Raw genomic sequence first — 23,910 nt, 5'->3', positions numbered from 1 at the left:
GGTGGACGGAGGCGGACAGGAATCGAACCTGCCTGCCCGAGATCCTCGGGCACCTCGGTTTTGAAGACCGGGAGGGCCACCAGGCACCCACACGCCTCCACCGCCCGTCAGGCTACTGCCCCAGGAGACCACCGGTATGACAACGACACCGGCCCATCGGACGCCCGTACGGCTCACCCAGTTCGCCCACGGCGGCGGCTGCGCCTGCAAGATCCCGCCCGGCGAACTGGAGGAGGTGGTCGCGGGGCTGACCGCGCCGCCGCTCACCGGCGGTGACACCCCGCTGCTCGTCGGCCTCGCCACCGGCGACGACGCCGCCGTGGTCACGCACCGGGGGACCGCCCTGGTGTGCACGGCCGACTTCTTCACCCCGGTCGTGGACGACCCCTACGACTGGGGCCGGATCGCCGCCGCCAACGCCCTGTCCGACGTGTACGCCATGGGGGGCCGGCCCGTGCTCGCCGTCAACCTGCTCGCCTGGCCGCGCGACCGGCTGCCGTTCGACCTCGCCCGCGAGGTGCTGCGCGGCGGACTCGACACCGCCACCGAGGCGGGCTGCCATGTCGGCGGCGGCCACAGCGTGGACGACCCCGAGCCGAAGTACGGCATGGCCGTCACCGGCATCGCCGATCCCGCGCGGCTGCTGCGCAACGACGCCGGCCGCCCCGGGCTGCCCTTGTCCCTCACCAAACCACTGGGCACCGGCGTCCTGAACAACCGGCACAAGGCCACCGGCGAGCGGTTCGAGCACGCCGTCGCCACGATGGCCGCGCTCAACCGGGAGGCCGCCGAGGCCGCGCTGGCCGCCGGCGCGGTGTGCGCCACCGACGTCACCGGCTTCGGCCTCCTCGGCCACCTGCACAAGCTGGCCCGCGCCTCCGGGGTGACCGCCGTGGTCGACACGGCCGCCGTCCCGTACCTGGAGGGCGCCCGGGAGGCCGTACGGGACGGGTACGTCAGCGGCGGCACCCGGCGCAATCTGGAGTGGGTCACCCCGCACACCGACTTCGGGACCACCGACGAGGACACCCGGCTGCTGCTCGCCGACGCGCAGACCTCCGGCGGGCTGCTCGTCGCCGGAGAGGTCCCCGGCGCGCCGGTGATCGGGGAGCTGGTGCCGCACGGCACCCACTCCCTCGTCCTCAGGTAAGTCCCCCTCACACACTCCCTGGTTCTCAGGCAGGGCCGCTCACGGCTCCGTGCCCGTGTGCTCGTCGATGCCCGCCCGGATCCGGTACGCCCGCACCAGCGCCAGGGCCGCCGGGCCCCGGGGCCGCCGGCCCGGGCGGACGTCGACGGCGAACGCCTTCGTCTCCTGGATGTGCGTGTTCGGGTCCAGGGACAGGTGCAGCAGCTCGTTGGCCGCGTCCCCGGTGCTGTAGCCGTTCGGGCCCCAGTGGTACGGCAGCCCCACTTGGTGCAGCCGCCGGCCGTGCACGGTCAGCGGGGCCATCCGGTCGGTGACCAGCACCCGCGCCTCGACCACGCCCCGCGCGCTGACGATCGTCGCCCACCCGGTGTGCGCCAGGCCCCGCTCGGCGGCCAGCTCCGGGGACACCTCGCAGAAGAACTCCGGCTGCAGCTCCGCCAGGTACGGCTGCCAGCGGGACATGCCGCCGGCCGTGTGGTGCTCGGTGAGCCGGTAGGTGGTGGCCACGTACGGGAACACACCGGAGCCGGGTTCGTCGCCGCTCGGCTGGTAGCGGTTGTCCGGGTGCGGCGGCAGCAACTGCCGCACCGGGTTGCGCTGCTGGTCGTAGAGCAGGTTCGGGAAGGGGGAGTCCTGCGGTTCGTAGTGCGCCGGCAGGGGACCGTCGGTCAGCCCGGACGGCACGTACAGCCAGGCCTTGCCGTCGGCCTGCATGACGAACGGGTCCGTGCCGGACAGCGCCTCCGGCCCGGACGCGTCCTCGGGCGGCTCGTGGTCCGGCGCCTTGTCCTTCTTGAAGTCGGGCACGTCGTGCCCGGTCCACTCGCCCCGCTCACCCTTGTCCGGGTCCCACCACACCAGCGCCTTCCGCTCGCTCCACGGCCTGCCCTGCGGATCGGCGGAGGCACGGTTGTACAGGATCCGCCGGTTGGCCGGCCAGGCCCACGCCCACTCGGCCGCCACCCAGTCCTGCTCCCGGCCCGGCTTGCGGCGCGCCGCCTGGTTGACGCCGTCGGCGTAGACACCGCAGTAGATCCAGCAGCCGCAGGTGGTGGAGCCGTCGGGCTTCAGCTGCTCGTAGGAGGAGAGCGGGTTCCCCTCGGCGTCGCGGCCGTTGATCTCGGCGAGGACGGCTTCCGCGTCCGGTTCGGTGAGCGGGCCCTTCACCGGGTAGTCCCAGGCCAGGTCGAGCACGGGCCGGTCCATCTCGTCGCCGGACCCGGCGAGCTTCTGCCGGATGATCCGCCCGAGGTGGTAGGCGAACCAGAGGTCGCTGCGCGCCTCGCCGGGCGGTTCGACCGCCTGGTGGTGCCACTGGAGCAGCCGCTGGGTGTTGGTGAAGGTGCCGTCCTTCTCGGTGTGCGCGGCGGCCGGCAGGAAGAACACCTCGGTGCCGATGTCCTCCGTGCGCAGCTCCCCGGTCTCGATCTCGGGGCCGTCCTTCCACCAGGTCGCCGACTCGATCAGGGAGAAGTCCCGGACGACCAGCCAGTCCAGGTTGGCCATGCCGAGCCGCATCAGCTTGGAGTTGGCGTTGCCCACGGCCGGGTTCTCGCCGATGAGGAAGTAGCCCTTGCAGACGCCTTCCAGCTGGGCCATCGTCGTCTCGTACGTCGAGTGCGAGCCGGTGAGCCGCGGCAGGTAGTCGAAGCAGAAGTCGTTCTCCGGCGTCGCCGCGTCGCCCCAGTACGCCTTGAGCAGGCTCACCAGGTACGCCCGCATGTTGCCCCAGTAGCCCTTGTGCGTGGCCTCGGCCCTCACGAAGGCGTCCAGGTCCTGGTTCTGGTGGGCGTGCGGCATCGGGATGTAGCCGGGCAGCAGGTTGAACAGGGTCGGGATGTCCGTGGACCCCTGGATGGAGGCGTGCCCGCGCAGCGCGAGGATGCCGCCGCCGGGCCGGCCGATGTTGCCGAGCAGGGTCTGCAGCACGGAGGCCGCCCGGATGTACTGCACGCCCACCGTGTGCTGGGTCCACCCGACCGCGTAGGCGAACGCGGTCGTGCGGTCGCGGCCGGAGTTCTCCGTGACGAGTTCGCACACCTGCCGGAACACGTCCTGCGGCACCCCGCAGATCCGCTCCACCATCTCCGGCGTGTAGCGGGCGTAGTGCCGCTTCAGCACCTGGAACACACAGCGCGGGTGGGTCAGCGTCTCGTCCCGCTCCGGCTCGCCCTCGCCGATCACCGCACCGCCGGCGCCGTGCGCCTCACCGCGTGCCGCCTCGGTCACCGAGCTGCCGCCGCCGGGGCGCTCGTCGTACTCCTGGTCGCGCTCGCCGGAGGGCGCCTGCACCTCGGAGCCCTCGTACTGCCAGCTGTGGGTGTCGTACGAGCGGGTGTCGGTGTCCAGGCCGGAGAAGACGCCGGCCAGGTCCTCGGTGTCCCGGAAGTCCTCCCGCAGGATCACCGGGGCGTTGCTGTACGCCACGATGTACTCGCGGAAGTACTTCTCGTGCCGGAGCACGTGGTTGATGATGCCGCCGAGGAAGGCGATGTCCGTTCCCGCGCGCAGCGGGACGTGCAGGTCCGCGAGCGCGCTGGTGCGGGTGAAGCGCGGATCGACGTGGATCAGCTTCGCGCCCCGCGCCTTGGCCTCCATCACCCACTGGAACCCGACCGGATGGCACTCGGCCATGTTCGAGCCCTCGATGACGATGCAGTCCGCGTTCTGCAGGTCCTGCTGGAAGGTGGTCGCGCCGCCGCGTCCGAACGAGGTTCCCAGACCGGGAACGGTGGAGGAGTGTCAAACACGCGCCTGGTTCTCGATCTGGATCGCTCCGAGCGCGGTGAACAGCTTCTTGAGGAGGTAGTTCTCCTCGTTGTCGAGGGTGGCTCCGCCCAGGCTCGCGATGCCCAGGGTGCGCCGGGTGCGGGTCTCGTCGACCTCCCACTGCCAGCCGGCCCGGCGGGACCCGATCACCCGGTCGGCGATCATGTCCATCGCCCGGTCCAGGTCCAGCCGCTCCCACTCGGTGCCGTGCGGGCGCCGGTAGAGGACCTGGTGCTCGCGGGCGTCCCCGGTGGTCAGCTGGAGACTCGCCGCGCCCTTCGGGCACAGCCGGCCGCGCGAGATCGGGGAGTCGGGGTCGCCCTCGATCTGGGTGACCTTCCCGTCCTGCACGTACACGTTCTGGCCGCAGCCGACGGCGCAGTACGGACAGACGGACTTCACCACCCGGTCGGCCGTGGCGACCCGGGGCGTGAGCCGTTCGCTGCGCCCGCTCTTGGCGGCGGCGCCGCGGCCGAGCGGATCCGTGCCGGTGAGCTGGCGGTAGACGGGCCAGGAGTCGATCCAGGTGCGTACGCCCACGTCTCCTCCTCCCGCTCGGTGCCTCGATTGTCCCGCGACCTTCCGATCGCGGCACCTCAGGCCGTGGTCGGCACGGAGGTACCCCTGCCGGGTCCGGCCAAACCGGTGTCGAGAACTTCGGGATGCACTTCGGGATGCCGGGCACGATCCTGGGCGGCCGGCTGCGGCTGCGCACTTCCGGGCGGGGCGGGGATCGCTTCCTCGCCGCGCCACTGCTGGACCTCCCGGCGGTCGGCATGGTCGCCGCGGGCCACACCGTGGCCGGACTGGCCATCATGGTGGGGATGCTGCCGGTGGGCGTCGCGGCCGCGGCGGTCACCTGGTCGTGGGTGAACCGCGAGGAACGCGAGGCCCCGGCCGACCAGGCAGCCCGACTCGGAGGTGGTGATCCTGGTGCCCGGTGACGGACGTCCCCGCGTGCTCGTGTTCGACGTCAACGAGACGCTCACCGACCTGTCCCCGCTCGCGGCGCCGATGGCGCGGGCCGGGCTGCCGGAACACGGGCTCCAGACCTGGTTCGCCGGTGTGCTGCGGGACGGGATCGCCCTGAGCCTGGCCGGAGGCCACGCGTCCTTCGGTGACGTCGCCCGCGACGGACTGCGGACGCTCGCGGCCGCGACGCCGGGCGTGGGCGACCCCGAGGCGGCGGCGGACCAGGTCCTCGCCGCGCTGCCCCGGCTGCCCCTCCACCCGGACGTCCCCGACGGTGTCCGGGCCCTGCGCGCCGCCGGATACCGGCTGGCCACCCTCACCAACGGCTCCGCCGCCAGCACCCGTGCGGTCCTCGACCGGGAGGGGCTGACCGACTGCTTCGAGACGCACCTCGACGTCGAGGCGGTGGGCCGCTGGAAGCCCGCCCGCGAGGCGTACGCGCACGCCGTGGACGCCGTGGGCGTGCCGGCCGACGAGGTGGTGCTGGTGTCGGTGCACCCCTGGGACATCGACGGCGCGGCCCGGGCCGGCCTCGCCACGGCCTGGCTGCGGCGCACCCCCCGGCCCTACCCGGCCGCCCAGCTCCCCGCGGCCATCGAGGCCACCGGCGTGCGCGACCTGGCCGACCGGCTCGGCGCCCAGGGGCAGCTGATCGACGGGGAGGGCATCGGCTAGGGTCCGGCCACGCGCGCCGGCAGCCCGCGCGGTACGGCACGAGCGGCGGGCGGCACCGTCAGCACTCCCGCGCCCGGAGCCGCTCCCGCTGCGGGACGACCGTGTACCGGGGGTCCTCCGCGGAGGCCACCCCGGCGTGGAAGACGCCGAAACGCAGCGCCGCCGAACCGGCGAGGAGGGCCGCGCCCGCCGCCGCGGCCGGACGCCGGTCCCGCACCCGGGCGGAGAGCACGGCCAGGGCGGCTCCGCCCGCCGTCAGGGCCTCCGCCGCGCGCAGCAGCCGGTGCGGCCTCCCTTGCTCGAAAGGCTCCGCGGTCAGCCCCATCCGCCGCTTCATCACCTGGAAGGAGCCCAGTTCCAGCACGGCTCCCAGCGCCGCCATCCGCCGTGCCGGCCCGGCCTGGGCGGCGGGCGCCGCGAGGAGGGCGAGGCCGGCGGCCGACGTGGCGGCGGAACCCGCGAACACGAACGGCAGCTGCCGGTAGCCCTCGTGCCAGGACGGCACCGCCGTGTCCGAGAGCAGCACCGCGGTGTAGGTCGCCACGGCCGGGCCGAGCACGGCGGCGCCCGCCGTGGCGGCCGAGCCCACCAGCCGGTACCGGCCCGTCACGTCGGTCGCCGCGGCCGCCAGCGTCAGCGGCGCGTACCCGCTCAGGATCCAGGAGCCGACGCTCATCGGCGAGGTGGGCTTGAACACCCGGAGCATGTTCAGGAACCGGGCCGGGCGCCCCAGGTCGTGCACCAGTGCCGCCAGGGACAGCGTGATGGCGCCGGCCGCGCCCAGCTTGGCCGTCCTGCCCAGCGCCGGCCGGCCCGTGGCCCCGGCCCCCGCCGCCAGCAGCGAGGAGGCTCCGGCCAGCCCGCCCAGGTACAGGTACCCGGCGATGTCCAGGGGCTTCCAGGTCGGCTTGTTGAGGACCGGCTTGCCGTAGTACGACGAGAACTCGGCGTCCGGCACCATCGGCTGCTCGCCCCGCCCGCGCCGGCGTCGCCTACGCCCCGCGTGCACCCCCGTCGGCGCCTCCCGGTCGGGCCGCGCGTGCCGCACACCGTCCCGTGTCACCTCGGACTCGCTCATCGCGGCCTCCGCACGAAGCTGCCGGCGGCGAGCGCGACCAGCGAGACGGCGGCCAGCGCCGCGTGCCGCCACATGTCGGGCAGGTCCCGGGTGGTGACCACCGGGTCCGGTGGCAGGCCGTACACCTCCGGCTCGTCCAGCAGCAGGAAGAACGCGCCGTCGCCGCCGACACCGTCCTCCGGGCTCTCGCCGTACAGGCGCGCGTCGGTCACACCGGCCGCGTGCAGCTGCGCCACCCGGGCCTGCGCACGCTCCCGCAGCTCCTCCAGCGGACCGAACTGGATCGAGTCCGTCGGACAGGACTTCGCGCACGCCGGTTCCATGCCGACGCCCAGCCGGTCGTAGCACAGTGTGCACTTCCACACCCGGCCGTCGTCCTTGCGCTGGTCGATCACGCCGTACGGGCAGGCGGGCACGCAGTAGCCGCAGCCGTTGCAGATGTCCTCCTGGACGACGACCGTGCCGAACTCGGTGCGGAACAGCGAGCCCGTCGGGCACACGTCCAGGCAGGCGGCGTGCGTGCAGTGCTTGCACACGTCGGACGCCATCAGCCAGCGCAACTCCGTGCGCCCGTCGGGGGACAGGGGCGAGATCTCCCCGGCGGGCGCGCCCTCGGGAGCCCGGTCCGGCGGGGGAGCGGTGGCGCCCGGCCCCGGGGAGGCGGCGCCGGTGCCGAGCCGGGACGCGGCGGCGAAGACGTCCACGTCCTCGTGCGCGACCCCGGGTTCCTGTCCGGCCAGCGGCTTGCGCTGCTCGATGAAGGCCACGTGCCGCCAGGTGTCGGCGCCGAGGCCCTGGGTGTTGTCGTAGGACATGCCGGTCAGCAGGAGCCCGTCCTCCGGGACGGCGTTCCACTCCTTGCAGGCGACCTCGCAGGCCTTGCAGCCGATGCACACCGAGGTGTCGGTGAAGAAGCCCATCCGCGGCGGGGCGTCCGGATAACCGGCCGCCCCGGCCACGTCCGGCTCCGGCCCGTACAGGAGGTTCTCCCGGCCCTCAGCGCCCTCGCCCATGTGGTGCCTCCTCGCTCATGGCTCGCCTTCCCGCCCGGGTACCTCGCCCGGCGCGGCCCGCACTCCCTCGATCCGGCGCCTCTCCCAGGCGGTGGCCGGCATCTCCACACTCCTGGCGAAGTACCAGCGGCTGAGGGCGTTGCGCAGCCGGTGCCGGTGGAACCAGCGCCAGGCCTCCGTGCCCTCGGCGCGCGGCCGGGATGTGTCCCGGACGAGGGTGCGGTAGGCCTCCTCGCGGGACAGCAGCGTGTGCGCCTCCTCGTAGCCGCCGCCCGCCGTGCGCCGTACCTCGCCGGTCGTCCCTCCCTCCAGGATCCGCCGCCGGTCGGCGGCCTGCAGCCCCAGGCAGGCCCGCTGGGTGAGGTGGTACGTGAGGAACGGCACCACGAACAGCGCGGTCCGCAGGGTCCGGGTCAGGAACTCCACCGGCAGGCCGAACGGGTACGCCGGCACGTCCTGCTCGCCCGCCGGCAGCAGCACGCGCCGTACCCGGAGACGGCGGCCGCGCCCGGCGCGGTGCGCGTGGGCTGGTCGCGCGGCCGGCCGCACAGGTGCTGCTCGGGCCGTGGGCCGGTGAGCCGGCGCTCGATGTACGGACAGCCGTGCAGGACCAGGAAGAGCAGCGCGGGCAGCACCACACCGGGCAGGAGCACGTCCCAGACGATCGTGTGTCCGGCGACGTCCGTCTGGGCCGTCGCGCACCCGCCTCGGCGTCCTGCTGCGGGCGCCCGGCTGACCGCCCCGCAGGACCGGCTCGGCCGGCCGCCGCGGGGTCGGGCGGAGCCCTGCCGCAGGCGTCTGGCCGACCCGCTCGTGCAGAACCGGTTCAGCCGGACCCGGCGGGGTCGAGCGGAACGGTCGTGGTGACCCGCTTGCCGTGGGACAGGCGGATCACCTCCAGCCCGCGGGAGAGCATCGCCACGAGGTGCAGGCCGTGGCCGCCGACGCGCCGGGGATCGGGAGGGCGTCGCCGCGGCGGCTCCGGGGAGGTGTCCGTGACGGTGATGCGCAGCGCCTCGGCGCCGGGCAGCAGCTCCAGACCGAGCGCGCACGGGCCGGGCGCGTGCTTGGCCGCGTTGGTGATCAGTTCGCTGACGACGAGCTGGGCGTCCTGCACCGGCCGCCGCCCTGGCTGCGGCCGCGCCCGGGCCAGCAGGGCGGCGACGGCGTCTCTGGCCTCGCCGATGCTGGATACGCCGGTGTCCCATGTGCGGCTGTAGCGCAGGGCCGTAGGCCGGTCCTGCGTCGTCGCGTGGGTCCTGAGCGGGATGTCCATACCTCGTCGCCCTTGTCCTTCGGGGTCTGGGGCCCCTCCTGTGCACAGGGGGTCGTTGCCGTCCCTGCTCGGTTACCCCATGCCGCGCCGGTCAAGGGGACGTGTCCGAGGAATCCTCCGGATGCGCGGGAAGCCCCGGGACACAGGGAACGGGCCCGGAGATCCGCCTCGGCTGGATCTCCGGGCCCGCGGCACAGCCGGACCCGCGCACGCTCAGTGCTTGAAGACGTCCTTGATCTTCTCCTTGGCCTGCCGGGCGTCCCCGCGCGCGCCTTCCATGCGGCCTTCGGCCTCTTTGCTCTCGTTCCCGACGGCGCGGGCCGCGGCCTCCTTGGCCTTGCCCTTGGCCTGTTCCGCCTTGGCCTTCGCCTTCTGGTTGCCGGCCATCGTGTGTCACATCCCCACTTCGACGCGGTCTTCGGTCGACATCCGGATTGCCGCTCCGACGGTGTCCAAACCAGGAATGTACGAGGTCCCTCGGCTCGTCACCGTCCAGGGCGCCGGCTGCGCCTGATGCCGCGAGGTCAGCATGCGCGGCGCCGGCGGGCGACGTGCCGTCCGGCGACGCCCGCCACGGCGACTGCGGCGGCGAGGAGGACGTACGGCTGGTAGCGCCTGATCTCCTCGTAGACCGCGGTGATGTGGTCGCCCGCCAGGTAGGCCAGGGTGGTCCACAGACCGACCCACAGAGCCGCGCCGAGGGCGTTGAAGGCGAGGAAGCGGCGCCAGCGCATGCCGGTCGTGCCCGCGATGATGCCGTTGGCCTGGCGCAGCCCTTCGACGAACCGGGCCACCGTGACGATCCGGCCGCCGTGCCGGGCGAAGAAGGCCTCGGCGGCCGCGAACCGCTTCGGCGTCAGGAGGACGTACCGCCCCCAGCGGTGCACGAAGGCCCGCCCGCCGGTCCGGCCGATCAGGTAGCCGAGGTTGTCCCCGGCGACGGCCGCGACGAACGCGATGACCGCCACGGCCGCCACGTTCAGCCGCCCCGCGCCCGCGTAGACCCCCGCGGCCAGGAGGATGGTCTCGCCGGGGGCGGGGACGCCGAAGTCCTCCACGAAGACCACGGCCCCCACGGCCCAGTAGCCGTAGTGGCCGAGCAGCGGCTCCAGCGCCGCCAGCGGTCCGGGCAGGGGTGGCGACATTCCTCCACGGTACGACGGCCCGGCCGTACGGCCGTCAGGAGCGGGTGACGGCCGCGTCCTCCTCGTCCCGCGAGGCGGCCTCCGGTGCCGTGGGCCGTTCCCGGCAGCCGGTCAGGCGGAGGGCGAGCGGCTCGGTGTACCGGGCGGTCAGCGGGCCGAGGACGACCAGGAGCAGCACGTACGCGGTGGCCAGCGGGCCCAGGTCGGAGTCGATGCCGGAGGTGACGGCGAGCCCCGCGATGACGATCGAGAACTCGCCGCGGGCGACGAGGGTGCCGCCGGCCCGCCACCGGCCGCGGGCCGAGATGCCCGCGCGGCGGGCCGCCCAGTAACCGGTGGCGATCTTGGTGAGGGTGGTGACGACGGCCAGGGCGAGGGCGGGCAGCAGCACCGGCGGGATGCTCGCCGGATCGGTGTGGAGGCCGAAGAAGACGAAGAACACCGCCGCGAAGAGGTCCCGCAGCGGCGCGAGGAGGTGGTGCGCGCCCTCGGCGACCTCCCCGGACAGGGCGATGCCCACCAGGAACGCGCCGACCGCCGCCGAGACCTGGAGCTGCTGGGCGACCCCGGCCACCACCAGGGTCAGGCCGAGCACCACCAGCAGCAGCTTCTCGGGGTCGTCGGTGGAGACGAACCGGGAGATGTGCCGGCCGTAGCGGACGGCCACCAGCAGCACCAGGCCCGCCACGCCGAGCGCGATGGCCAGCGTGACGCTGCCGGCGGCGAAGCCGGTCCCGGCCAGCAGGGCGGTGACGACGGGCAGGTACACCGCCATGGACAGGTCCTCCAGCACCAGGATGCTGAGGATCACCGGTGTCTCCCGGTTGCCGATCCGGCCCAGGTCGCCGAGGACCTTGGCGATGACGCCGGAGGAGGAGATCCAGGTGATGCCGGCCAGGACGACGGCGGCGATCGGGCCCCAGCCCAGGAGCAGGGCCATGGCGGCACCGGGCAGGGCGTTGAGGGTGGCGTCGACGATCCCGGCCGGGTACTGCGTCTTCAGGTTGGAGACCAGATCGCCGGCCGTGTATTCGAGGCCCAGCATGAGCAGCAGCAGGACGACGCCGATCTCGGCGCCGATCGCCACGAACTCCTCGCTGGTGCCGAGCGGCAGCAGGCCGCCCTCGCCGAAGGCCAGCCCGGCCAGCAGGTAGAGCGGTATGGGCGAGAAGCGCAGGCGGGCGGCGAGCCGGCCCAGCAGTCCGAGGCCCAGGATGATCGCGCCGAACTCGATGAGGAAGACCGCGGAAGAGTGCATCCGGCTCACTCCCGCCCGAGTATCGCGGCGGCGGCCTCGACGCCCTCGCGGGTGCCGATGACGATCAGCGTGTCCCCGCCGGCCAGCCGGAAGCCGGGGCCGGGGGAGGGGATCGCCTCGGCGCGGCGCAGGACCGCCACGATCGACACGCCGGTCTCGGTGCGCATCCGGGTCTCGCCGAGCAGCCGTCCGTTCCAGTGCGAGGCACCGGGCAGCTCGATCCGCTCGGCCACCAGGCCCAGCTCCGTCGTGGACAGCAGGGTGGGACTGTGGTGGGTCGGCTTCAGTGCGTCCACCAGCGACTCCGCCTCGGACCCCGTGAGGTGGACCGAGAGCGCGCAGTCGTCCGGATCGTCGCGCCGGTAGGCGCTCAGCGTCCGGGAGCCGTCCCGGTGGGCCACCACGGACAGGTGACGGTGCTCGCGTGTCGTGAGGTCGTACCGGACGCCGATTCCCGGCAACGGCGTCCTGCTGGTGCGTGCGGCGCTCATGGCTGCCCCCCTGCCCGGCTTGAACGTTTCTTGGTGAAACCTTTAGCCGAACCCTACCTCGGCATTGATCACCGCAGGGAGGGTGCTCGGTCGGGCAGGGGGGGGGGGCGGAGCCCTAGGAGCCGGAGGAGCTGGAGGCCGCGGTGCTCCCGTCGGGGCCGGGATCGGGCTGGCACAGGTGGCACAGTTCGTGGTTCCCGTCGCGGGTCACGACGGTTCCCCAGCCGAGGCACTGCTCGCAGTCGCGGGCGAGGGCCAGGTCGGGGCGGGGAGGCAGGAGGGGACTGCGGTGGGCTCCGTACGCCATGCGGTGAGCGGCTCCTTGGGGTGCGGGAGGGTCACGGGGAAGGGGATGACAACGGTGTCCGAATGACTCCAATTATGTCCTACTTTTCCCCTACGTCTGTGACCCATGTCACATTCCCCTAGATCTTTCCGAGCCGGGCGTCCCGCCACAGGTCGACGCCGCCCTCGGTCGCGTACCGGTCGATCTCGGCCAGCTCCTCCTCGCTGAAGGCGAGGTTCTCCAGCGCGGCGACGTTCTGCTCCAGCTGCTCGACGCGGGAGGCGCCGATGACCAGCGAGGTCACCCGCTCGTCCCGGAGTGCCCAGGCCAGCGCCAGCTGGGCCAGGGTCTGCCCGCGCCGGGCCGCGATGCCGTTCAGGGCGCGCAGCCGGTCCCGCAGGTCGTCGGTCAGCCAGGAGGCGTCCAGGGACGTCCCCCGCGCCGCCCGCGAGTCCTGCGGGACGCCGTCCAGGTAGCGGCCGGTCAGCAGGCCCTGGGCGAGCGCCGTGAAGCCGATGACACCGAAGCCCTCGTCCTGGGCCGCGTCCAGCAGGCCGTCGGTCTCGATCCAGCGGTTGAGCATGCTGTACGACGGCTGGTGGATCAGCAGCGGGGTGCCGAGGTCGCGCAGGATCGCGGCGGCCTGCCGGGTGCGCTCGGCGTCGTAGGACGAGATGCCGACGTACAGCGCCTTGCCCTGGCGGACGGCGGTGTCGAGCGCGCCCATGGTCTCCTCCAGCGGCGTGCTTCCGTCCAGCCGGTGGGAGTAGAAGATGTCGACGTAGTCCACGCCCATCCGGCTGAGCGACTGGTCCAGCGAGGCCAGCAGGTACTTGCGGGAACCGCCGCCCTGTCCGTAGGGGCCGGGCCACATGTCCCAGCCGGCCTTGGTGGAGATCACCAGCTCGTCCCGGTACGGCGCCAGGTCCCGCTTCAGCAGCCGTCCGAAGTTCAGCTCCGCCGCGCCGTAGGGCGGGCCGTAGTTGTTGGCCAGGTCATGGTGGGTGATCCCGAGGTCGAAGGCGCGCAGCGCGATCTCGCGCTGGGTCTCGAACGGGCGGTCGTCGCCGAAGTTGTGCCAGTAGCCCAGGGACAGGAGCGGGAGATCCAGTCCGGAACGGCCGGTGCGCCGGTAGCGCATGGTGCCGTCGTAGCGAGCGGGGTCCGCGACGTACGTCATCGGGTCTTCTCCGGGTGGTGCGGTAGGGGTTGCCCGTGCGTGTGCGCACGGGCCCGTCCACCCTGCTTCCTGCGACCGCGCAAGTCCAACCGCCGTCCCGGATGGGATTGAGAGGTTCCGTTTCTTAATCGCCCACAGGGGCAGGCGGTGATCAGCGGAGCGAGAGGAGGAGGCGCCCGTGAGTGGTGCGATGTCCGGTGAGGAAGAGCGGGCCCGCGGCGGGCAGCGGGCACCGGGGGCCGTGGCGCGGCTGCCGCGCCAGGTCCGGGAGGAGCTGACCCGCAGACTGCGCCGCAACCGGCGGGCCTTCCGTGCCGACGACGTCCAGGTCGTCGAGCCTCCGCTGCTCCGGCGCGCCGTCGGCGCCTCCGCGCTCGGCAACTGCATGGAGTGGTTCGACTTCGGCGTCTACAGCTATCTCGCCGCCACCATCGGCAAGGTGTTCTTCCCGGGCGCCTCCCCGGCCGCGCAGGTCATCTCCTCGTTCGCGACCTTCGCCGCCGCCTTCGTCGTACGGCCCCTGGGCGGGTTGGTCTTCGGGCCGCTCGGCGACCGGATCGGCCGGCAGAAGGTCCTCGCCACCACCATGATCATGATGGCGGCGGGCACCTTCGCCATCGGCGTCATCCCCGGCTACGCCACCCTCGGCATCGCCGCGCCCGTGCTGCTCCTGCTGGCCCGCATGGTCCAGGGGTTCTCCACCGGCGGCGAGTACGGCGGCGCCACCACCTTCGTCGCCGAGTACTCCCCGGACCGCCGGCGCGGGTTCCTCTCCAGCTGGCTCGACTTCGGCACCTTCACCGGGTACGCCCTCGGCTCGGCCCTGGTCACCGCGCTCAACCTGGCCCTGACGGACGACCAGATGCTCTCCTGGGGCTGGCGCGTGCCGTTCCTGATCGCCGGACCCCTCGGCGTGATCGGCCTGTACATGCGGCTGAAGCTGGAGGAGTCCCCGGCCTTCCAGCAGCAACTGGACGCACACGAGAAGGAGCTGGCGCAGGAGTCGGCGGGCAGCGAGTTCAAGGACATCGTCAGGAACCACTGGCGGCCCCTGCTCGTGTGCATGGGCCTGGTGCTGCTCTACAACGTCACCAACTACATGGTCACCGGCTATCTGCCGACCTATCAGACCGAGACGCTGCACCGCTCCAGCGGCTCCGCCGACCTGCTCGTGCTCGTCGGCATGGTGTGGATCGTCGTCCTGATCACCTTCCTGGGCCGGCTCAGCGACCGGGTGGGCCGGCGGCCGCTCTACGCCGTCGCCGCCGCCGCGATGATCGTGCTCGCCGTGCCCGCCTTCCTGTTGATCAAGGCGCACGGCACCTGGCCGCCGATCCTCGGGGTGCTGCTCCTGGCCACGCTGCTGGCCTGCTTCGCCGCGCCCAGTGCGGCGACCCTGCCCGCCCTGTTCCCGACCGCCGTCCGCTACGCGGCCATGGGCATCGGGTTCAACGTCGCCGTCGCCGCGTTCGGAGGCACCACCCCGCTGGTCACCGCCGCGCTGGTCGGCGTCACCGGGGACGACCTCATGCCCGCCTACTACCTGATGCTGGCCGGTGCCATCGGCCTGCTGACCGTGCGCTTCCTGCCCGAGAGCGCGCAGGTCCCGCTCAAGGGCTCGCAGCCGATGGTCGGTTCGCGGGAGGAACTGCGCGACCTCATCACCACCTCGCAGGAGCTGTACGCTGTCGCGCGGCAGCAGGAGGGGGCGCGGCGCGGCTGAGCCGCCGGCTCCGGGGCACTTCGGGGAACGTGGGTTTGTTCGATCGTACGAACTTCGCACCGGCCGGGTACCGGTTCGTGCGTTTGACAGGAAACTTTCCTACCAGTGGGCAACTCCCCACCCCCCACGACTTCTTGGAGCCCCCGTGCTGAACAGGAACCGTCTCTCCCGCCGGGCCGTCGTCGCCGGGCTCGGTGCCGTCGCCTCGGCCGTCCTGGTCGGTGTCGCCCGGGACCGTACGGCCTCGGCCGCCGCACCCGGTCTGGACGACCCGGCGAAGAAGGAGATCGCCATGAAACTGGTGTCGAGCGCGGAGAACTCCTCGCTCGACTGGAAGGCCCAGTACAAGTACATCGAGGACATAGGCGACGGCCGCGGCTACACCGCCGGCATCATCGGCTTCTGCTCCGGCACCGGTGACATGCTCGACCTCGTCCAGCTCTACACCGACCGCAGGCCCGGCAACGTCCTCGCCGCATACCTGCCCGCCCTGCGGAGGGTCAACGGCACCGACTCGCACGCGGGCCTCGACCCGGACTACCCCGGGGACTGGCGCAGGGCCGCCCAGGACACCGCCTTCCAGCAGGCCCAGAACGACGAGCGCGACCGCGTCTACTTCGACCCCGCCGTCTCCCGGGGCAGGACCGACGGACTGCGCGCCCTGGGCCAGTTCGTCTACTACGACGCCCTCGTCATGCACGGCGACGGCGACGACCCCACCAGCTTCCGCAACATCCGGGCGCGCGCCCTGCGCAAGGCCAAGCCGCCGGCCCAGGGCGGCAACGAGACGACCTACCTCAACGCCTTCCTGGACGCCCGGGTCTGGGCCATGAAGCAGGAGGAGGCGCACAGCGACACCAGCCGCGTCGACACCGCGCAGCGGGTCTTCCTGCGCAAGGGCAACCTCGACCTGGACACACCGCTCGACTGGAAGGTGTACGGGGACAGCTACCACATCGGCTGACCTCGACGGGGGCGCACTCGCACGGTGCGCCCCTGACGGGGAAAGATGGTCGGTGAGCGAACGACCCACCGATGCGGAGGAACCGACTCATGGCGCACGAGCGCGCCGGCCGGCCGGCCGGTCCCGAGGACCTTGTCGACGTGGCCCGGCTGGTCACGGCGTACTACACGCTGCACCCCGACCCCGCCGACCCGGGCCAGCGGGTGGCGTTCGGCACCTCGGGGCACCGCGGTTCGTCCCTCGCGAGCGCCTTCAACGAGGACCACATCGCCGCCACCAGCCAGGCCATCTGCGAGTACCGTGCCGCCCAGGGCACCGACGGGCCGCTCTTCCTCGGCGCGGACACCCACGCCCTGTCCGAGCCCGCCAGGGCCACCGCCCTGGAGGTGTTCGCCGCCAACGAGGTGACCGTGCTCATCGACAGCGCGGACGGCTACACGCCCACCCCCGCCGTCTCCCACGCGATCCTGACCCACAACCGGGGCCGCACCACCGGCCTCGCCGACGGCGTGGTCGTCACCCCCTCGCACAACCCGCCCGCCGACGGCGGCTTCAAGTACAACCCGCCGAGCGGCGGCCCGGCGGCCTCCGACGCCACCTCCTGGATCCAGGACCGCGCCAACCAGATCATCACGGGCGGCCTGAAGGACGTCCGCCGGCTGCCGTACGCCCGCGCGCTCGCCGCGGACACCACCCGGCGGTACGACTTCCTCGGCGCGTACGTCGGCGACCTGCCCGCCGTGCTGGACCTGGACGCCGTCCGCGCGTCCGGCGTGCGCATCGGTGCCGACCCGCTCGGCGGCGCCTCCGTCGCCTACTGGGGCCGGATCGCCGAACAGCACGGCATCGACCTGACGGTGGTCAACCCGCACACCGACCCCACCTGGCGGTTCATGACGCTGGACTGGGACGGCCAGATCCGCATGGACTGCTCCTCGCCGTACGCGATGGCCTCCCTCATCGAGCAGCGCGACCGCTTCCGCATCGCCACCGGCAACGACGCCGACGCCGACCGGCACGGCATCGTCACCCCGGACGCGGGTCTGATGAACCCCAACCACTACCTCGCCGTCGCCATCTCCTACCTCTACCGCCACCGCGACCAGTGGCCGGCCGACGCAGGCATCGGCAAGACCCTCGTCTCCTCCACCATGATCGACCGGGTCGCCGGCGACCTCGGCCGCCGACTGGTCGAGGTGCCGGTCGGTTTCAAGTGGTTCGTGGACGGGCTGGCCGGCGGCGACCTCGGGTTCGGCGGCGAGGAGTCGGCCGGCGCGTCCTTCCTGCGCCGGGACGGCTCGGTGTGGACCACCGACAAGGACGGCATCATCCTCGCCCTGCTCGCCTCCGAGATCACCGCCGTCACCGACAAGACCCCGTCGGAGCACTACGCCGAGCTGACCGCCCGCTTCGGCGCCCCCGCCTACGCCCGCATCGACGCCCCCGCGACCCGCGAGCAGAAGGCGCTGCTCGGCAAGCTGTCACCGGCCCAGGTCACCGCGGACACGCTGGCCGGGGAGCCGGTCACGGCCGTCCTCACCGAGGCACCCGGCAACGGCGCCGCGATCGGCGGCATCAAGGTCACCACGGAGAACGCCTGGTTCGCCGCCCGGCCCTCCGGCACCGAGGACGTGTACAAGGTCTACGCCGAGTCCTTCCTCGGCTCGGACCACCTCGCCCGGGTGCAGGAGGAGGCCCAGGCGGTGGTGCTGGGGGCGCTCGGCGGCTGAGCGCACCGGGGGGCGGCCCCGTCCCGGGGCCGCCCCCCAACGGCTCAGCCCCGGCCGCGCCCGTGGGCCAGCCGGGCCAGCACGGCCCGCGCCATGACCTCTTCCCCCTTGGCGTTGGGATGCGCCGGGGCCGCGGGCGAGGCGGGCTGGAGCGGCTCGATCCAGCGGTCGGCGGGCGCCTTGCACATGTCGTGGCCGACCGTGGGGCCGTAGGTGTCCGCGTACTCGGCCCGGTTCACGGCGGCCACCAGCCGCAGCATCAGGTTCAGCCGCTTCTCGGTGTCCCGCAGATAGGGGAAGTCCCCCTGCGCGAACGGGACCTGCGGGGAGCAGCCGCTGCCGTCGTCGGGCAGCAGGTCCGGGTACCCGACCACGACCACCCGCGCGTGCGGCGCCCGGGCGTGCACGGCCCGCAGCACCCGGTCGACCTTCGGCGCGGTCCGCGCGATGGCCAGGGTCAACTCGTCGTGGCCCTCGGCCCGGTACGAGCGCTCGCAGGGGTTGCCCGACGGGTCCTGGGCGGCGAGCCGGGCGCAGGTGCCGATGATGGTCCCGAAGCCGATGTCGTTGCCGCCGATCTGCAGCGTCACCAGGCCGGTGTGCCGGCCCACGGCGTCGAGCTGGGGCGGGTGGGTGCCCTGCGCCTGCCACATCTCGGCGGTCGTGGCCCCGCCGCAGCTCACGTCCGTGAACGCGGACACCTGTCGCCGGGCGGCCACGAGCGAGGGGTAGTTGTGGTCCGAGCGCCCGCAGGCGGCGTCCACCTGCGCCGGGATGCCGGGGCCGGAGGTGTAGGAGTCGCCGAGCGCCACATAGGCGGTCGTGCGGCCGGGGCCACCGCCCGGCTGTGCCGTGGCCGGTGCCGTGCCGGCGGCCACGAGGGCGCAGCCGCCCAGTGCCGCCCCGAGCACGGCGGTCCGCCGCCGGCCTCTCGCCCCGCCCGCCCGACGCGTGTCGTGCGCCATGCATCCTCCCCCTGGTCCCGCGCGTCCCTCGCGCGGCCGACGGGGCCTGTATACCGTCCGGTAGGCCACGCCGACCAGAAGCGGGACGCGACGAGTTCAGGGGGAGGGGAGGGGCAACCGGCCCGTCGGCCGGGCGGGTTCAGGCCCCGGAGGCCTGGAGGAGGGAGTCGTCCTCGGGCCGGGCGCCGGGCGCCTGGAGGAGGGAGTCGTCCTCGGGCCGGGTCCCGGAGGCCTGGAGGAGCGAGTCGTCCTCCGGTCGGGCTCCGGACAGGCGGTGGCGGGCGGCGATCAGCGCCATGTCGACATCCCGCGTTCCGGTGGCCACGCACAGCGTGTAGGACACGTCGGCGAGCCGCTGCCGGGCCTGGGGTGTGCTGTCCTCCGCCCCGAGCAGTACGAGGGCCTCGTACTGCGCGATGAGGTCCTGCAGTACCGCGGGGTGTGCCATGAGCATGCTTCCGCCTCCATGGTGGTCGCCGATGTGCGAAATCGCAGGCCGAATACCCGCGGAGTCGCCGCGCATGCGTGCCGCCCCGCGTACACGGCGGTGGACCGGAGTCCGTGGCGGCGCGCGGGGGCATCACCCGGTCGGGTGCTCTCCGGCCGTGATCGGCCGGATCGGGGCCTGCCGCCGTGATCCTTCCGTGATCATGCCCCTGTGAGTCTTCCACGTCGAAGTGCCGTGCGCCGCCGGGCCGTTCCGGCCGCGCTCGGCGCCCTCAGTGTTCTGTCCCTGCTGTCCGCCCTGCCCGCCGCCGCCCAGCCGGCCGAGCGGGAGCACCGGTCGGCCGCGCCGCCGGCCCGGCCGGTCACCGAGGCGGAGGCGCGTACGGACGCCCGTCTCCGCTCCCTGCGCGACCGGCCCCAGGCCCTGCGCGCGTTCTTCCGGCAGCTCCCCAAGGGCGGAGACCTGCACAACCACCTCTCCGGGGCGGTCTCCACGGAGTACCTGATCGAGCTGGCCGCCGAGGACGGGCTGTGCATCGACACCGCCACGCTGACCGCGGTCGCCCCGCCCTGCGGCCCGGGCACCCGGCCCGCCGCCGACGCGCGCACCGACCGCGCCTTCCGTGCCGCCGTGATCCGCGCCTGGTCCATGGAGGACTTCCCGCCCGGCGAGAACGGGCACGACCACTTCTTCGACACGTTCGGCAAGTTCGGCGAGGTCACCTGGCGGCACCGGGGCAAGCTGCTCGCCGAGGTCGCCGACACCGTCGTGCGCGAGAACCAGTTCTACCTGGAGACGATGGTCACTCCGGCCTCCGACGGCGCGAAGAAGCTCGCCGCGGAGGTGGGCTGGGACGACGACCTCGCCGCGCTGCACCGCAGGCTGGTCGCGGACGGCAAGCTGGACAGGCTGGTCGCCGAGGCCCGCGAGGAGGCCGACGACGGCGACGCCGAGTTCCGCGCCACCGAGCACTGCGGCACCTCGCGGGCCCGGCCCGCCTGCGGGCTCACCGTCCGCTGGATCTCCCAGGCGTCCCGGAGCAGTTCGCCGGAGCGGGTCTTCACGCAGCTGGCCCTCGGGATGCGGCTGGCCGAGGCCGACCCGCGGTTCGTCGCCGTCAACCTCGTCCAGCCCGAGGACTGGGACAGCTCCCTGCGCGACTACAGCCTGCAGATGCGCATGGTCGGTTACCTGCGCACGAAGTACCCGAAGGCGCACGTCACGCTGCACGCGGGGGAGCTGTGGCCCGGGCTGGTCAAGCCCAAGGACCTGAAGTTCCACATCAGGCAGGCCGTGGACGTCGCCCGGACCGAGCGGGTCGGGCACGGCGTCGACCTCGTCCACGAGGACGACTGGCGGCGCACGGCGCGCACCATGGCGGAGCGTCAGGTGGCCGTGGAGGTGCCCTTCTCCAGCAACGCCCAGATCCTCGGCGTCAAGGGTGCCGACCACCCCTTCAGCACCTACCGCCGCTACGGCGTCCCGGTCGTCCTGGCCACGGACGACCCCGGGGTCTCCCGGATCGACATCAGCCACGAGTACCGGTACGCGGCCGCCACCTACGGCCTGAGCTACCCCGAGCTGAAGGACCTGGCCCGCGCCTCCCTGGAGTACGGCTTCCTGCCCGGCGCCAGCCTGTGGCAGGGCAACCCCACCGCCAAGGGCTACCAGCGGGTCGCGTCCTGCCGCACCGAGCACCCCGGCCTCCCCGTCCGCGGCGCGGCCTGCCGCCATCTGCTCAGCCAGAGCGCGAAGGCCCGCCTGGAATGGCGTCAGGAGGCCGCGTTCCTCGCCTTCGAGGCCACCCACAGGAGCTGACGCCGCCTGGCCGACGCCGGGACCACCCCCGCCTGCCGGTCCCGGCGTCCGGCCGCCGGCCCGCGCCGGGACCCGGAGGAGGGCGATGTGGAAGGCTGAGCAGGGTCAGTATCCGCAGCACGGGGAGGCACCCGCCGGCATGGCCGTCATTCATCAGACCACCCTCAAGCCCACCAAGCTCGAACTGCTCACCGACTGGCTGCCCGGCCGTCCCTGGTACCGCGGCGGCCCGGACGCCCCCGTGCTGGAGAAGTCCGGCGGGTTCCGGCTGGACGACCCCGAGGGCGAGGTCGGCATCGAGTTCATGGTGGCCACCGACACATCGGCCCCGGAGCGCACGGCCTACCTGGCGCCGCTCACCTACCGCGGTGCGCCGCTGGAGGGCGCCGAGCACGCCCTCGTCGGCACGATGGAGCACGGGGTGCTGGGCAGGCGCTGGGTCTACGACGGCTGTCACGACCCGGTGCTGGTCGCCGAGTTGCTGGCGCTGACCGAGGGCAGGGCGCAGGCGATGGCGCAGAGCATCTCCGACACCCCCGACCACGAGGTGACCCGCTCCTACGGCGGTGCCCCGCTGGACCTGGCCGGCTTCACTCCCGAGCCGGCCGACGACCGTGACGGCACCCGCCTCGCCGTGCCCGGGGGCGCGGTCCTGCACGTCCACCGGGTGCTCACGCCCGTCGCGGAGAACCCGCCGCTGCCGCCGCGGGACGCCCTCGGCCATGTCGCGACCGGCTGGCCGGGCCCGGACGGCGCCCGGCTGCGGGCCGTCTTCACGACGCTGCGCGCCGCCTGACCGGGGGCGCCGTCCCGCACATCGGCCTTCAGGAGTGCGGGGCGGCGTCGCCCCGCTCCTCGATCTGGCATGGACCGGTCAAATCTGTCACTCTTTCGGCAGTCGCCGCCCCGACCCCATGAGGGGGCGACGGGCATCCCCGCACCGAGGTCGCGGGGGCCCCGTCCGCGGCCGCCCCGGCGCACCCCGGCCGGACCGGCGGCCTCCGAGCAGGCCGGGATCCCGGCCGCCACGAAGGAGTAGCGTGTGAGACCGACCCCCCACAAGGCCCTCGGCGCCGGCGCACTGACCGTCGCCGCGGTGGCCGCCCTGGTGCTCCCCGGCACCCCCGCCACCGCCGGGCCGGCCACGGCCCCCGCCGCCTGCACCCCGGCCCAGGTGGTCACCAACGGCGGCTTCGAGACCGGCACTTCACCCTGGACCGCCTCCTCCTCCACCGTGATCACCAGCCGCTCCGGGCAGACCGCCCACAACGGCAGCTCCTACGCCTGGCTGGACGGCGCCGGCACCACCCGCACCGACACCCTCAGCCAGAGCGTGACCATCCCCTCCGGCTGCGCCGCCGCCACCCTCACCTTCTGGCTGCACACCGACACCGCCGAGACGACCTCGTCCATCGCCTACGACAAGCTCACGGCCAAGATCGGCGGTACCACGCTCGCCACCTACTCGAACCTGGACGAGAACACCGGCTACGTCCAGAAGTCGATCGACGTCTCCTCCTTCGCCGGCCAGACGGTGACCCTGTCCTTCACCGGCACCGAGGACTCCAGCCTCCAGACCAGCTTCGTCCTGGACGACATCGCCCTCGACACCTCCGACGGCTCCACGCCGCCCGCCACCGACGCCACCCGCACCCCGGCCGCGCCCGCGTACACCGTGAACCTCAGCAGCGACACGAGCGGCACCGTCTGGACCGGGCACGAGAGCGTGACCTTCACCAACGCCTCCGCCACCGCGCTCGGCGAGGTGTACCTGCGGCTGTGGGACAACTACCACGGCAGCTGCGACGCGATGCCGATCAAGGTCGGCAACGTCACCGGAGGCACCGCCGGCGCCCTCTCCGTCGCCTGCACCGCGCTGAGGATCGACCTGCCGAGCCCGCTCGCCCAGGGACAGAGCGCCACCATCGGCTTCGACCTCGGCATCACCGTGCCCAGCGGAGCCGACCGCTTCGGCCACGACGGCGCGTTCAGCTTCCTCGGCAACGCCCTGCCCGTCCTCGCCGTACGCGACGGCGCCGGCTGGCACCTGGACCCGTACACGAACAACGGCGAGTCCTTCTACTCCCTCGCCGCCGACTTCAAGGTCACCCTCGACCACCCCAGCACCCTGCTGGTCCCGGCCACCGGCACCTCCACCGACACCCCCGGCTCCAGTGGCCGTACCGTCACCACGGCCACCGCCGCCAAGGTCCGTGACTTCGCGTGGGCCGCCGGACCCTTCACCAGGATCTCCGGCACCTCGGCCGCCGGCGTCCCGGTCAACGTCTACTCCGTCTCGGGAATCAGCTCCTCCAGCGCCCAGTCGATGCTCTCCACCGCCAGGACCGCGGTCGACGCCCACGCCGCCCGGTTCGGCGCCTACCCGTACGGCGAACTGGACGCCGTCATCGACAACAACTACTGGTTCGGCGGCATGGAGTACCCCGGCTTCGTCCTCGACCTGGTCAGCACCACCGCGCTCACCCACGAGATCGCCCACCAGTGGTGGTACGGCATCGTCGGCGACGACGAGTACACCAGCCCCTGGCTGGACGAGGCGTTCACCGACTACGCCACCGACCTCGCCCAGGGCAAGACCGGCGCGAACTGCTGGAGCAGCGTCTCCTGGGCCTCCAGCGCCGAGAAGATCAGCAACTCGATGGCGTACTGGGACGCGCACTCCTCCCGGTACTCCACCGTCGTGTACGGCTACGGCAAGTGCGCCCTGCACGACCTCAGGCGCGTCCTCGGGGACACCGCCATGGCCAAGCTGCTGAAGGACTACGCGAGCGCCCACTGGTACGGCGTGTCCACCACGGCCGAGTTCAAGGCGGCCGCCCAGGCCGCCACGAGCACGGACCTGACCTCCTTCTGGACGCAGCACCGCATCGAGGGCTGAGCGGCACCCACATGGGTCAACCACCGGCCGTGGACTGCTTCGTCGGGCGGTACCCGGGGTGCGGGACGGC

General features: G+C 73.1%; 23 protein-coding genes and 1 tRNA gene. 9 read left to right on the top strand and 15 right to left on the bottom strand.

Translation table 11 applies throughout. From position 1 onward, the window contains the following. Positions 1 to 2 precede the first annotated feature (2 nt). A tRNA-Sec gene (locus IEZ20_RS21870) sits at positions 3 to 99 on the bottom strand. A 37-nt stretch (positions 100 to 136) separates the two neighbouring features. Here IEZ20_RS21870 and selD point away from each other — a divergent pair. Continuing rightward, positions 137 to 1,150 (top strand): selenide, water dikinase SelD, encoded by a 1,014-nt coding sequence (gene selD / locus IEZ20_RS21865; RefSeq protein ID WP_189301323.1) that lies wholly within the window; start codon positions 137 to 139, stop codon positions 1,148 to 1,150. 39 nt (positions 1,151 to 1,189) lie between these two features. Here selD and fdh read toward each other — a convergent pair whose 3' ends face one another. After that, the gene (gene fdh, locus IEZ20_RS21860; RefSeq protein ID WP_229896185.1) at positions 1,190 to 4,459 is read right to left on the bottom strand and encodes a formate dehydrogenase; all 3,270 of its coding nucleotides are present in this window, start codon (positions 4,457 to 4,459) and stop codon (positions 1,190 to 1,192) included. A gap of 134 nt (positions 4,460 to 4,593) precedes the next feature. Here fdh and IEZ20_RS21850 point away from each other — a divergent pair, with 134 nt between their 5' ends. Together IEZ20_RS21850 and IEZ20_RS21845 are read left to right on the top strand one after the other, a co-directional pair. Continuing rightward, positions 4,594 to 4,863 carry a hypothetical protein gene (locus IEZ20_RS21850; RefSeq protein WP_229896184.1) on the top strand — a complete coding sequence of 90 codons (270 nt, stop codon included), beginning with the start codon at positions 4,594 to 4,596 and terminating at the stop codon, positions 4,861 to 4,863. Between the two features lie 13 nt (positions 4,864 to 4,876). Further along, positions 4,877 to 5,566: a haloacid dehalogenase type II gene (locus IEZ20_RS21845; protein ID WP_229896183.1), complete on the top strand. Its 690-nt coding sequence runs from the start codon at positions 4,877 to 4,879 to the stop codon at positions 5,564 to 5,566. A 58-nt stretch (positions 5,567 to 5,624) separates the two neighbouring features. On the opposite strand, the gene nrfD is transcribed toward IEZ20_RS21845, so the two are convergent. The 11 genes from nrfD to mgrA form a co-directional block, all read right to left on the bottom strand. Continuing rightward, complete coding sequence (gene nrfD, locus IEZ20_RS21840; protein WP_189301317.1) at positions 5,625 to 6,644, bottom strand: NrfD/PsrC family molybdoenzyme membrane anchor subunit; 1,020 nt, start codon at positions 6,642 to 6,644, stop codon at positions 5,625 to 5,627. Further along, complete coding sequence (locus IEZ20_RS21835) at positions 6,641 to 7,657, bottom strand: 4Fe-4S dicluster domain-containing protein (protein ID WP_189301315.1); 1,017 nt, start codon at positions 7,655 to 7,657, stop codon at positions 6,641 to 6,643. Before IEZ20_RS21835 ends, nrfD begins: the two co-directional genes overlap by 4 nt. Positions 7,658 to 7,672: 15 nt before the next feature. Further along, positions 7,673 to 8,137, bottom strand: coding sequence for a hypothetical protein (locus IEZ20_RS21830; RefSeq protein WP_229896182.1), 465 nt, complete (start codon positions 8,135 to 8,137; stop codon positions 7,673 to 7,675). Next, entirely contained in the window at positions 8,071 to 8,310 is a 240-nt protein-coding gene (locus tag IEZ20_RS39785) for a hypothetical protein (protein ID WP_229896181.1), read from the bottom strand. The genes IEZ20_RS21830 and IEZ20_RS39785 overlap by 67 nt, the downstream gene beginning before the upstream one ends. Before the next feature lie 173 nt (positions 8,311 to 8,483). Further along, complete coding sequence (locus IEZ20_RS21825) at positions 8,484 to 8,933, bottom strand: ATP-binding protein (RefSeq protein WP_189301312.1); 450 nt, start codon at positions 8,931 to 8,933, stop codon at positions 8,484 to 8,486. Between the two features lie 213 nt (positions 8,934 to 9,146). Then, entirely contained in the window at positions 9,147 to 9,320 is a 174-nt protein-coding gene (locus IEZ20_RS21820; protein ID WP_189301310.1) for a CsbD family protein, read from the bottom strand. A gap of 137 nt (positions 9,321 to 9,457) precedes the next feature. Continuing rightward, positions 9,458 to 10,078, bottom strand: coding sequence for a DedA family protein (locus IEZ20_RS21815; protein WP_189301308.1), 621 nt, complete (start codon positions 10,076 to 10,078; stop codon positions 9,458 to 9,460). 34 nt (positions 10,079 to 10,112) lie between these two features. Further along, the gene (locus IEZ20_RS21810; protein ID WP_189301305.1) at positions 10,113 to 11,336 is read right to left on the bottom strand and encodes a cation:proton antiporter; all 1,224 of its coding nucleotides are present in this window, start codon (positions 11,334 to 11,336) and stop codon (positions 10,113 to 10,115) included. Positions 11,337 to 11,341: 5 nt separating this feature from the next. Next, on the bottom strand, positions 11,342 to 11,827 hold the full coding sequence (locus IEZ20_RS21805; RefSeq protein WP_189301303.1) for a cation:proton antiporter regulatory subunit: 486 nt from the start codon (positions 11,825 to 11,827) through the stop codon (positions 11,342 to 11,344). 115 nt (positions 11,828 to 11,942) lie between these two features. Further along, a complete protein-coding gene (locus IEZ20_RS21800) occupies positions 11,943 to 12,134 on the bottom strand; it encodes a hypothetical protein (RefSeq protein WP_189301301.1) in 192 nt (63 codons plus the stop codon). 118 nt (positions 12,135 to 12,252) lie between these two features. Then, complete coding sequence (mgrA, locus tag IEZ20_RS21795; protein ID WP_189301299.1) at positions 12,253 to 13,293, bottom strand: L-glyceraldehyde 3-phosphate reductase; 1,041 nt, start codon at positions 13,291 to 13,293, stop codon at positions 12,253 to 12,255. A gap of 190 nt (positions 13,294 to 13,483) precedes the next feature. Between mgrA and IEZ20_RS21790 the strand changes: the two genes are divergently transcribed. The 3 genes from IEZ20_RS21790 (at position 13,484) to pgm (ending at position 17,710) form a co-directional block, all read left to right on the top strand. Beyond that, the gene (locus IEZ20_RS21790) at positions 13,484 to 15,016 is read left to right on the top strand and encodes an MFS transporter (RefSeq protein WP_189301684.1); all 1,533 of its coding nucleotides are present in this window, start codon (positions 13,484 to 13,486) and stop codon (positions 15,014 to 15,016) included. Between the two features lie 145 nt (positions 15,017 to 15,161). After that, positions 15,162 to 15,980 (top strand): chitosanase, encoded by an 819-nt coding sequence (locus IEZ20_RS21785; protein ID WP_189301298.1) that lies wholly within the window; start codon positions 15,162 to 15,164, stop codon positions 15,978 to 15,980. Between the two features lie 89 nt (positions 15,981 to 16,069). Continuing rightward, entirely contained in the window at positions 16,070 to 17,710 is a 1,641-nt protein-coding gene (pgm, locus tag IEZ20_RS21780) for a phosphoglucomutase (alpha-D-glucose-1,6-bisphosphate-dependent) (RefSeq protein WP_189301296.1), read from the top strand. 44 nt (positions 17,711 to 17,754) lie between these two features. Here pgm and IEZ20_RS21775 read toward each other — a convergent pair whose 3' ends face one another. Both IEZ20_RS21775 and IEZ20_RS21770 read right to left on the bottom strand, forming a co-directional pair. Continuing rightward, entirely contained in the window at positions 17,755 to 18,675 is a 921-nt protein-coding gene (locus IEZ20_RS21775) for an SGNH/GDSL hydrolase family protein (protein WP_189301294.1), read from the bottom strand. A 139-nt stretch (positions 18,676 to 18,814) separates the two neighbouring features. Further along, complete coding sequence (locus IEZ20_RS21770) at positions 18,815 to 19,129, bottom strand: DUF5133 domain-containing protein (protein ID WP_229896180.1); 315 nt, start codon at positions 19,127 to 19,129, stop codon at positions 18,815 to 18,817. 204 nt (positions 19,130 to 19,333) lie between these two features. Between IEZ20_RS21770 and IEZ20_RS21765 the strand changes: the two genes are divergently transcribed. From IEZ20_RS21765 to IEZ20_RS21755, 3 genes are all read left to right on the top strand, one after another. Further along, the gene (locus IEZ20_RS21765; protein WP_189301292.1) at positions 19,334 to 20,941 is read left to right on the top strand and encodes an adenosine deaminase family protein; all 1,608 of its coding nucleotides are present in this window, start codon (positions 19,334 to 19,336) and stop codon (positions 20,939 to 20,941) included. Positions 20,942 to 21,080: 139 nt separating this feature from the next. Beyond that, positions 21,081 to 21,737 carry a maltokinase N-terminal cap-like domain-containing protein gene (locus IEZ20_RS21760; RefSeq protein WP_189301290.1) on the top strand — a complete coding sequence of 219 codons (657 nt, stop codon included), beginning with the start codon at positions 21,081 to 21,083 and terminating at the stop codon, positions 21,735 to 21,737. A gap of 246 nt (positions 21,738 to 21,983) precedes the next feature. Then, positions 21,984 to 23,840, top strand: a complete 1,857-nt coding sequence (locus IEZ20_RS21755) for a M1 family aminopeptidase (protein WP_189301288.1) — start codon at positions 21,984 to 21,986, stop codon at positions 23,838 to 23,840. The last annotated feature ends 70 nt before the right edge of the window (positions 23,841 to 23,910 follow it).

The organism is Streptomyces cinerochromogenes, assembly GCF_014648635.1.
Classification (GTDB): Bacteria; Actinomycetota; Actinomycetes; order Streptomycetales; family Streptomycetaceae; genus Streptomyces; species Streptomyces cinerochromogenes.
Note: the sequence above shows the minus strand (reverse complement) of the source record. Positions and strands in the feature narration are given on the sequence as shown.

Bases quoted from the DNA above. Each gene is read 5' to 3' on its own strand.
- IEZ20_RS21815 (WP_189301308.1), bottom strand. From the start codon at position 10,078: ATGTCGCCACCCCTGCCCGGACCGCTGGCGGCGCTGGAGCCGCTGCTC.
- IEZ20_RS21835 (WP_189301315.1), bottom strand. From the start codon at position 7,657: ATGGGCGAGGGCGCTGAGGGCCGGGAGAACCTCCTGTACGGGCCGGAG.
- pgm (WP_189301296.1), top strand. From the start codon at position 16,070: ATGGCGCACGAGCGCGCCGGCCGGCCGGCCGGTCCCGAGGACCTTGTC.
- IEZ20_RS21790 (WP_189301684.1), top strand. From the start codon at position 13,484: ATGTCCGGTGAGGAAGAGCGGGCCCGCGGCGGGCAGCGGGCACCGGGG.
- IEZ20_RS21825 (WP_189301312.1), bottom strand. From the start codon at position 8,933: ATGGACATCCCGCTCAGGACCCACGCGACGACGCAGGACCGGCCTACG.
- IEZ20_RS21850 (WP_229896184.1), top strand. From the start codon at position 4,594: ATGCCGGGCACGATCCTGGGCGGCCGGCTGCGGCTGCGCACTTCCGGG.
- IEZ20_RS21760 (WP_189301290.1), top strand. From the start codon at position 21,081: ATGGCCGTCATTCATCAGACCACCCTCAAGCCCACCAAGCTCGAACTG.
- nrfD (WP_189301317.1), bottom strand. From the start codon at position 6,644: ATGAGCGAGTCCGAGGTGACACGGGACGGTGTGCGGCACGCGCGGCCC.
- IEZ20_RS21800 (WP_189301301.1), bottom strand. From the start codon at position 12,134: ATGGCGTACGGAGCCCACCGCAGTCCCCTCCTGCCTCCCCGCCCCGAC.
- selD (WP_189301323.1), top strand. From the start codon at position 137: ATGACAACGACACCGGCCCATCGGACGCCCGTACGGCTCACCCAGTTC.
- IEZ20_RS21810 (WP_189301305.1), bottom strand. From the start codon at position 11,336: ATGCACTCTTCCGCGGTCTTCCTCATCGAGTTCGGCGCGATCATCCTG.
- IEZ20_RS21770 (WP_229896180.1), bottom strand. From the start codon at position 19,129: ATGCTCATGGCACACCCCGCGGTACTGCAGGACCTCATCGCGCAGTAC.
- IEZ20_RS21775 (WP_189301294.1), bottom strand. From the start codon at position 18,675: ATGGCGCACGACACGCGTCGGGCGGGCGGGGCGAGAGGCCGGCGGCGG.
- IEZ20_RS21805 (WP_189301303.1), bottom strand. From the start codon at position 11,827: ATGAGCGCCGCACGCACCAGCAGGACGCCGTTGCCGGGAATCGGCGTC.
- IEZ20_RS21820 (WP_189301310.1), bottom strand. From the start codon at position 9,320: ATGGCCGGCAACCAGAAGGCGAAGGCCAAGGCGGAACAGGCCAAGGGC.
- mgrA (WP_189301299.1), bottom strand. From the start codon at position 13,293: ATGACGTACGTCGCGGACCCCGCTCGCTACGACGGCACCATGCGCTAC.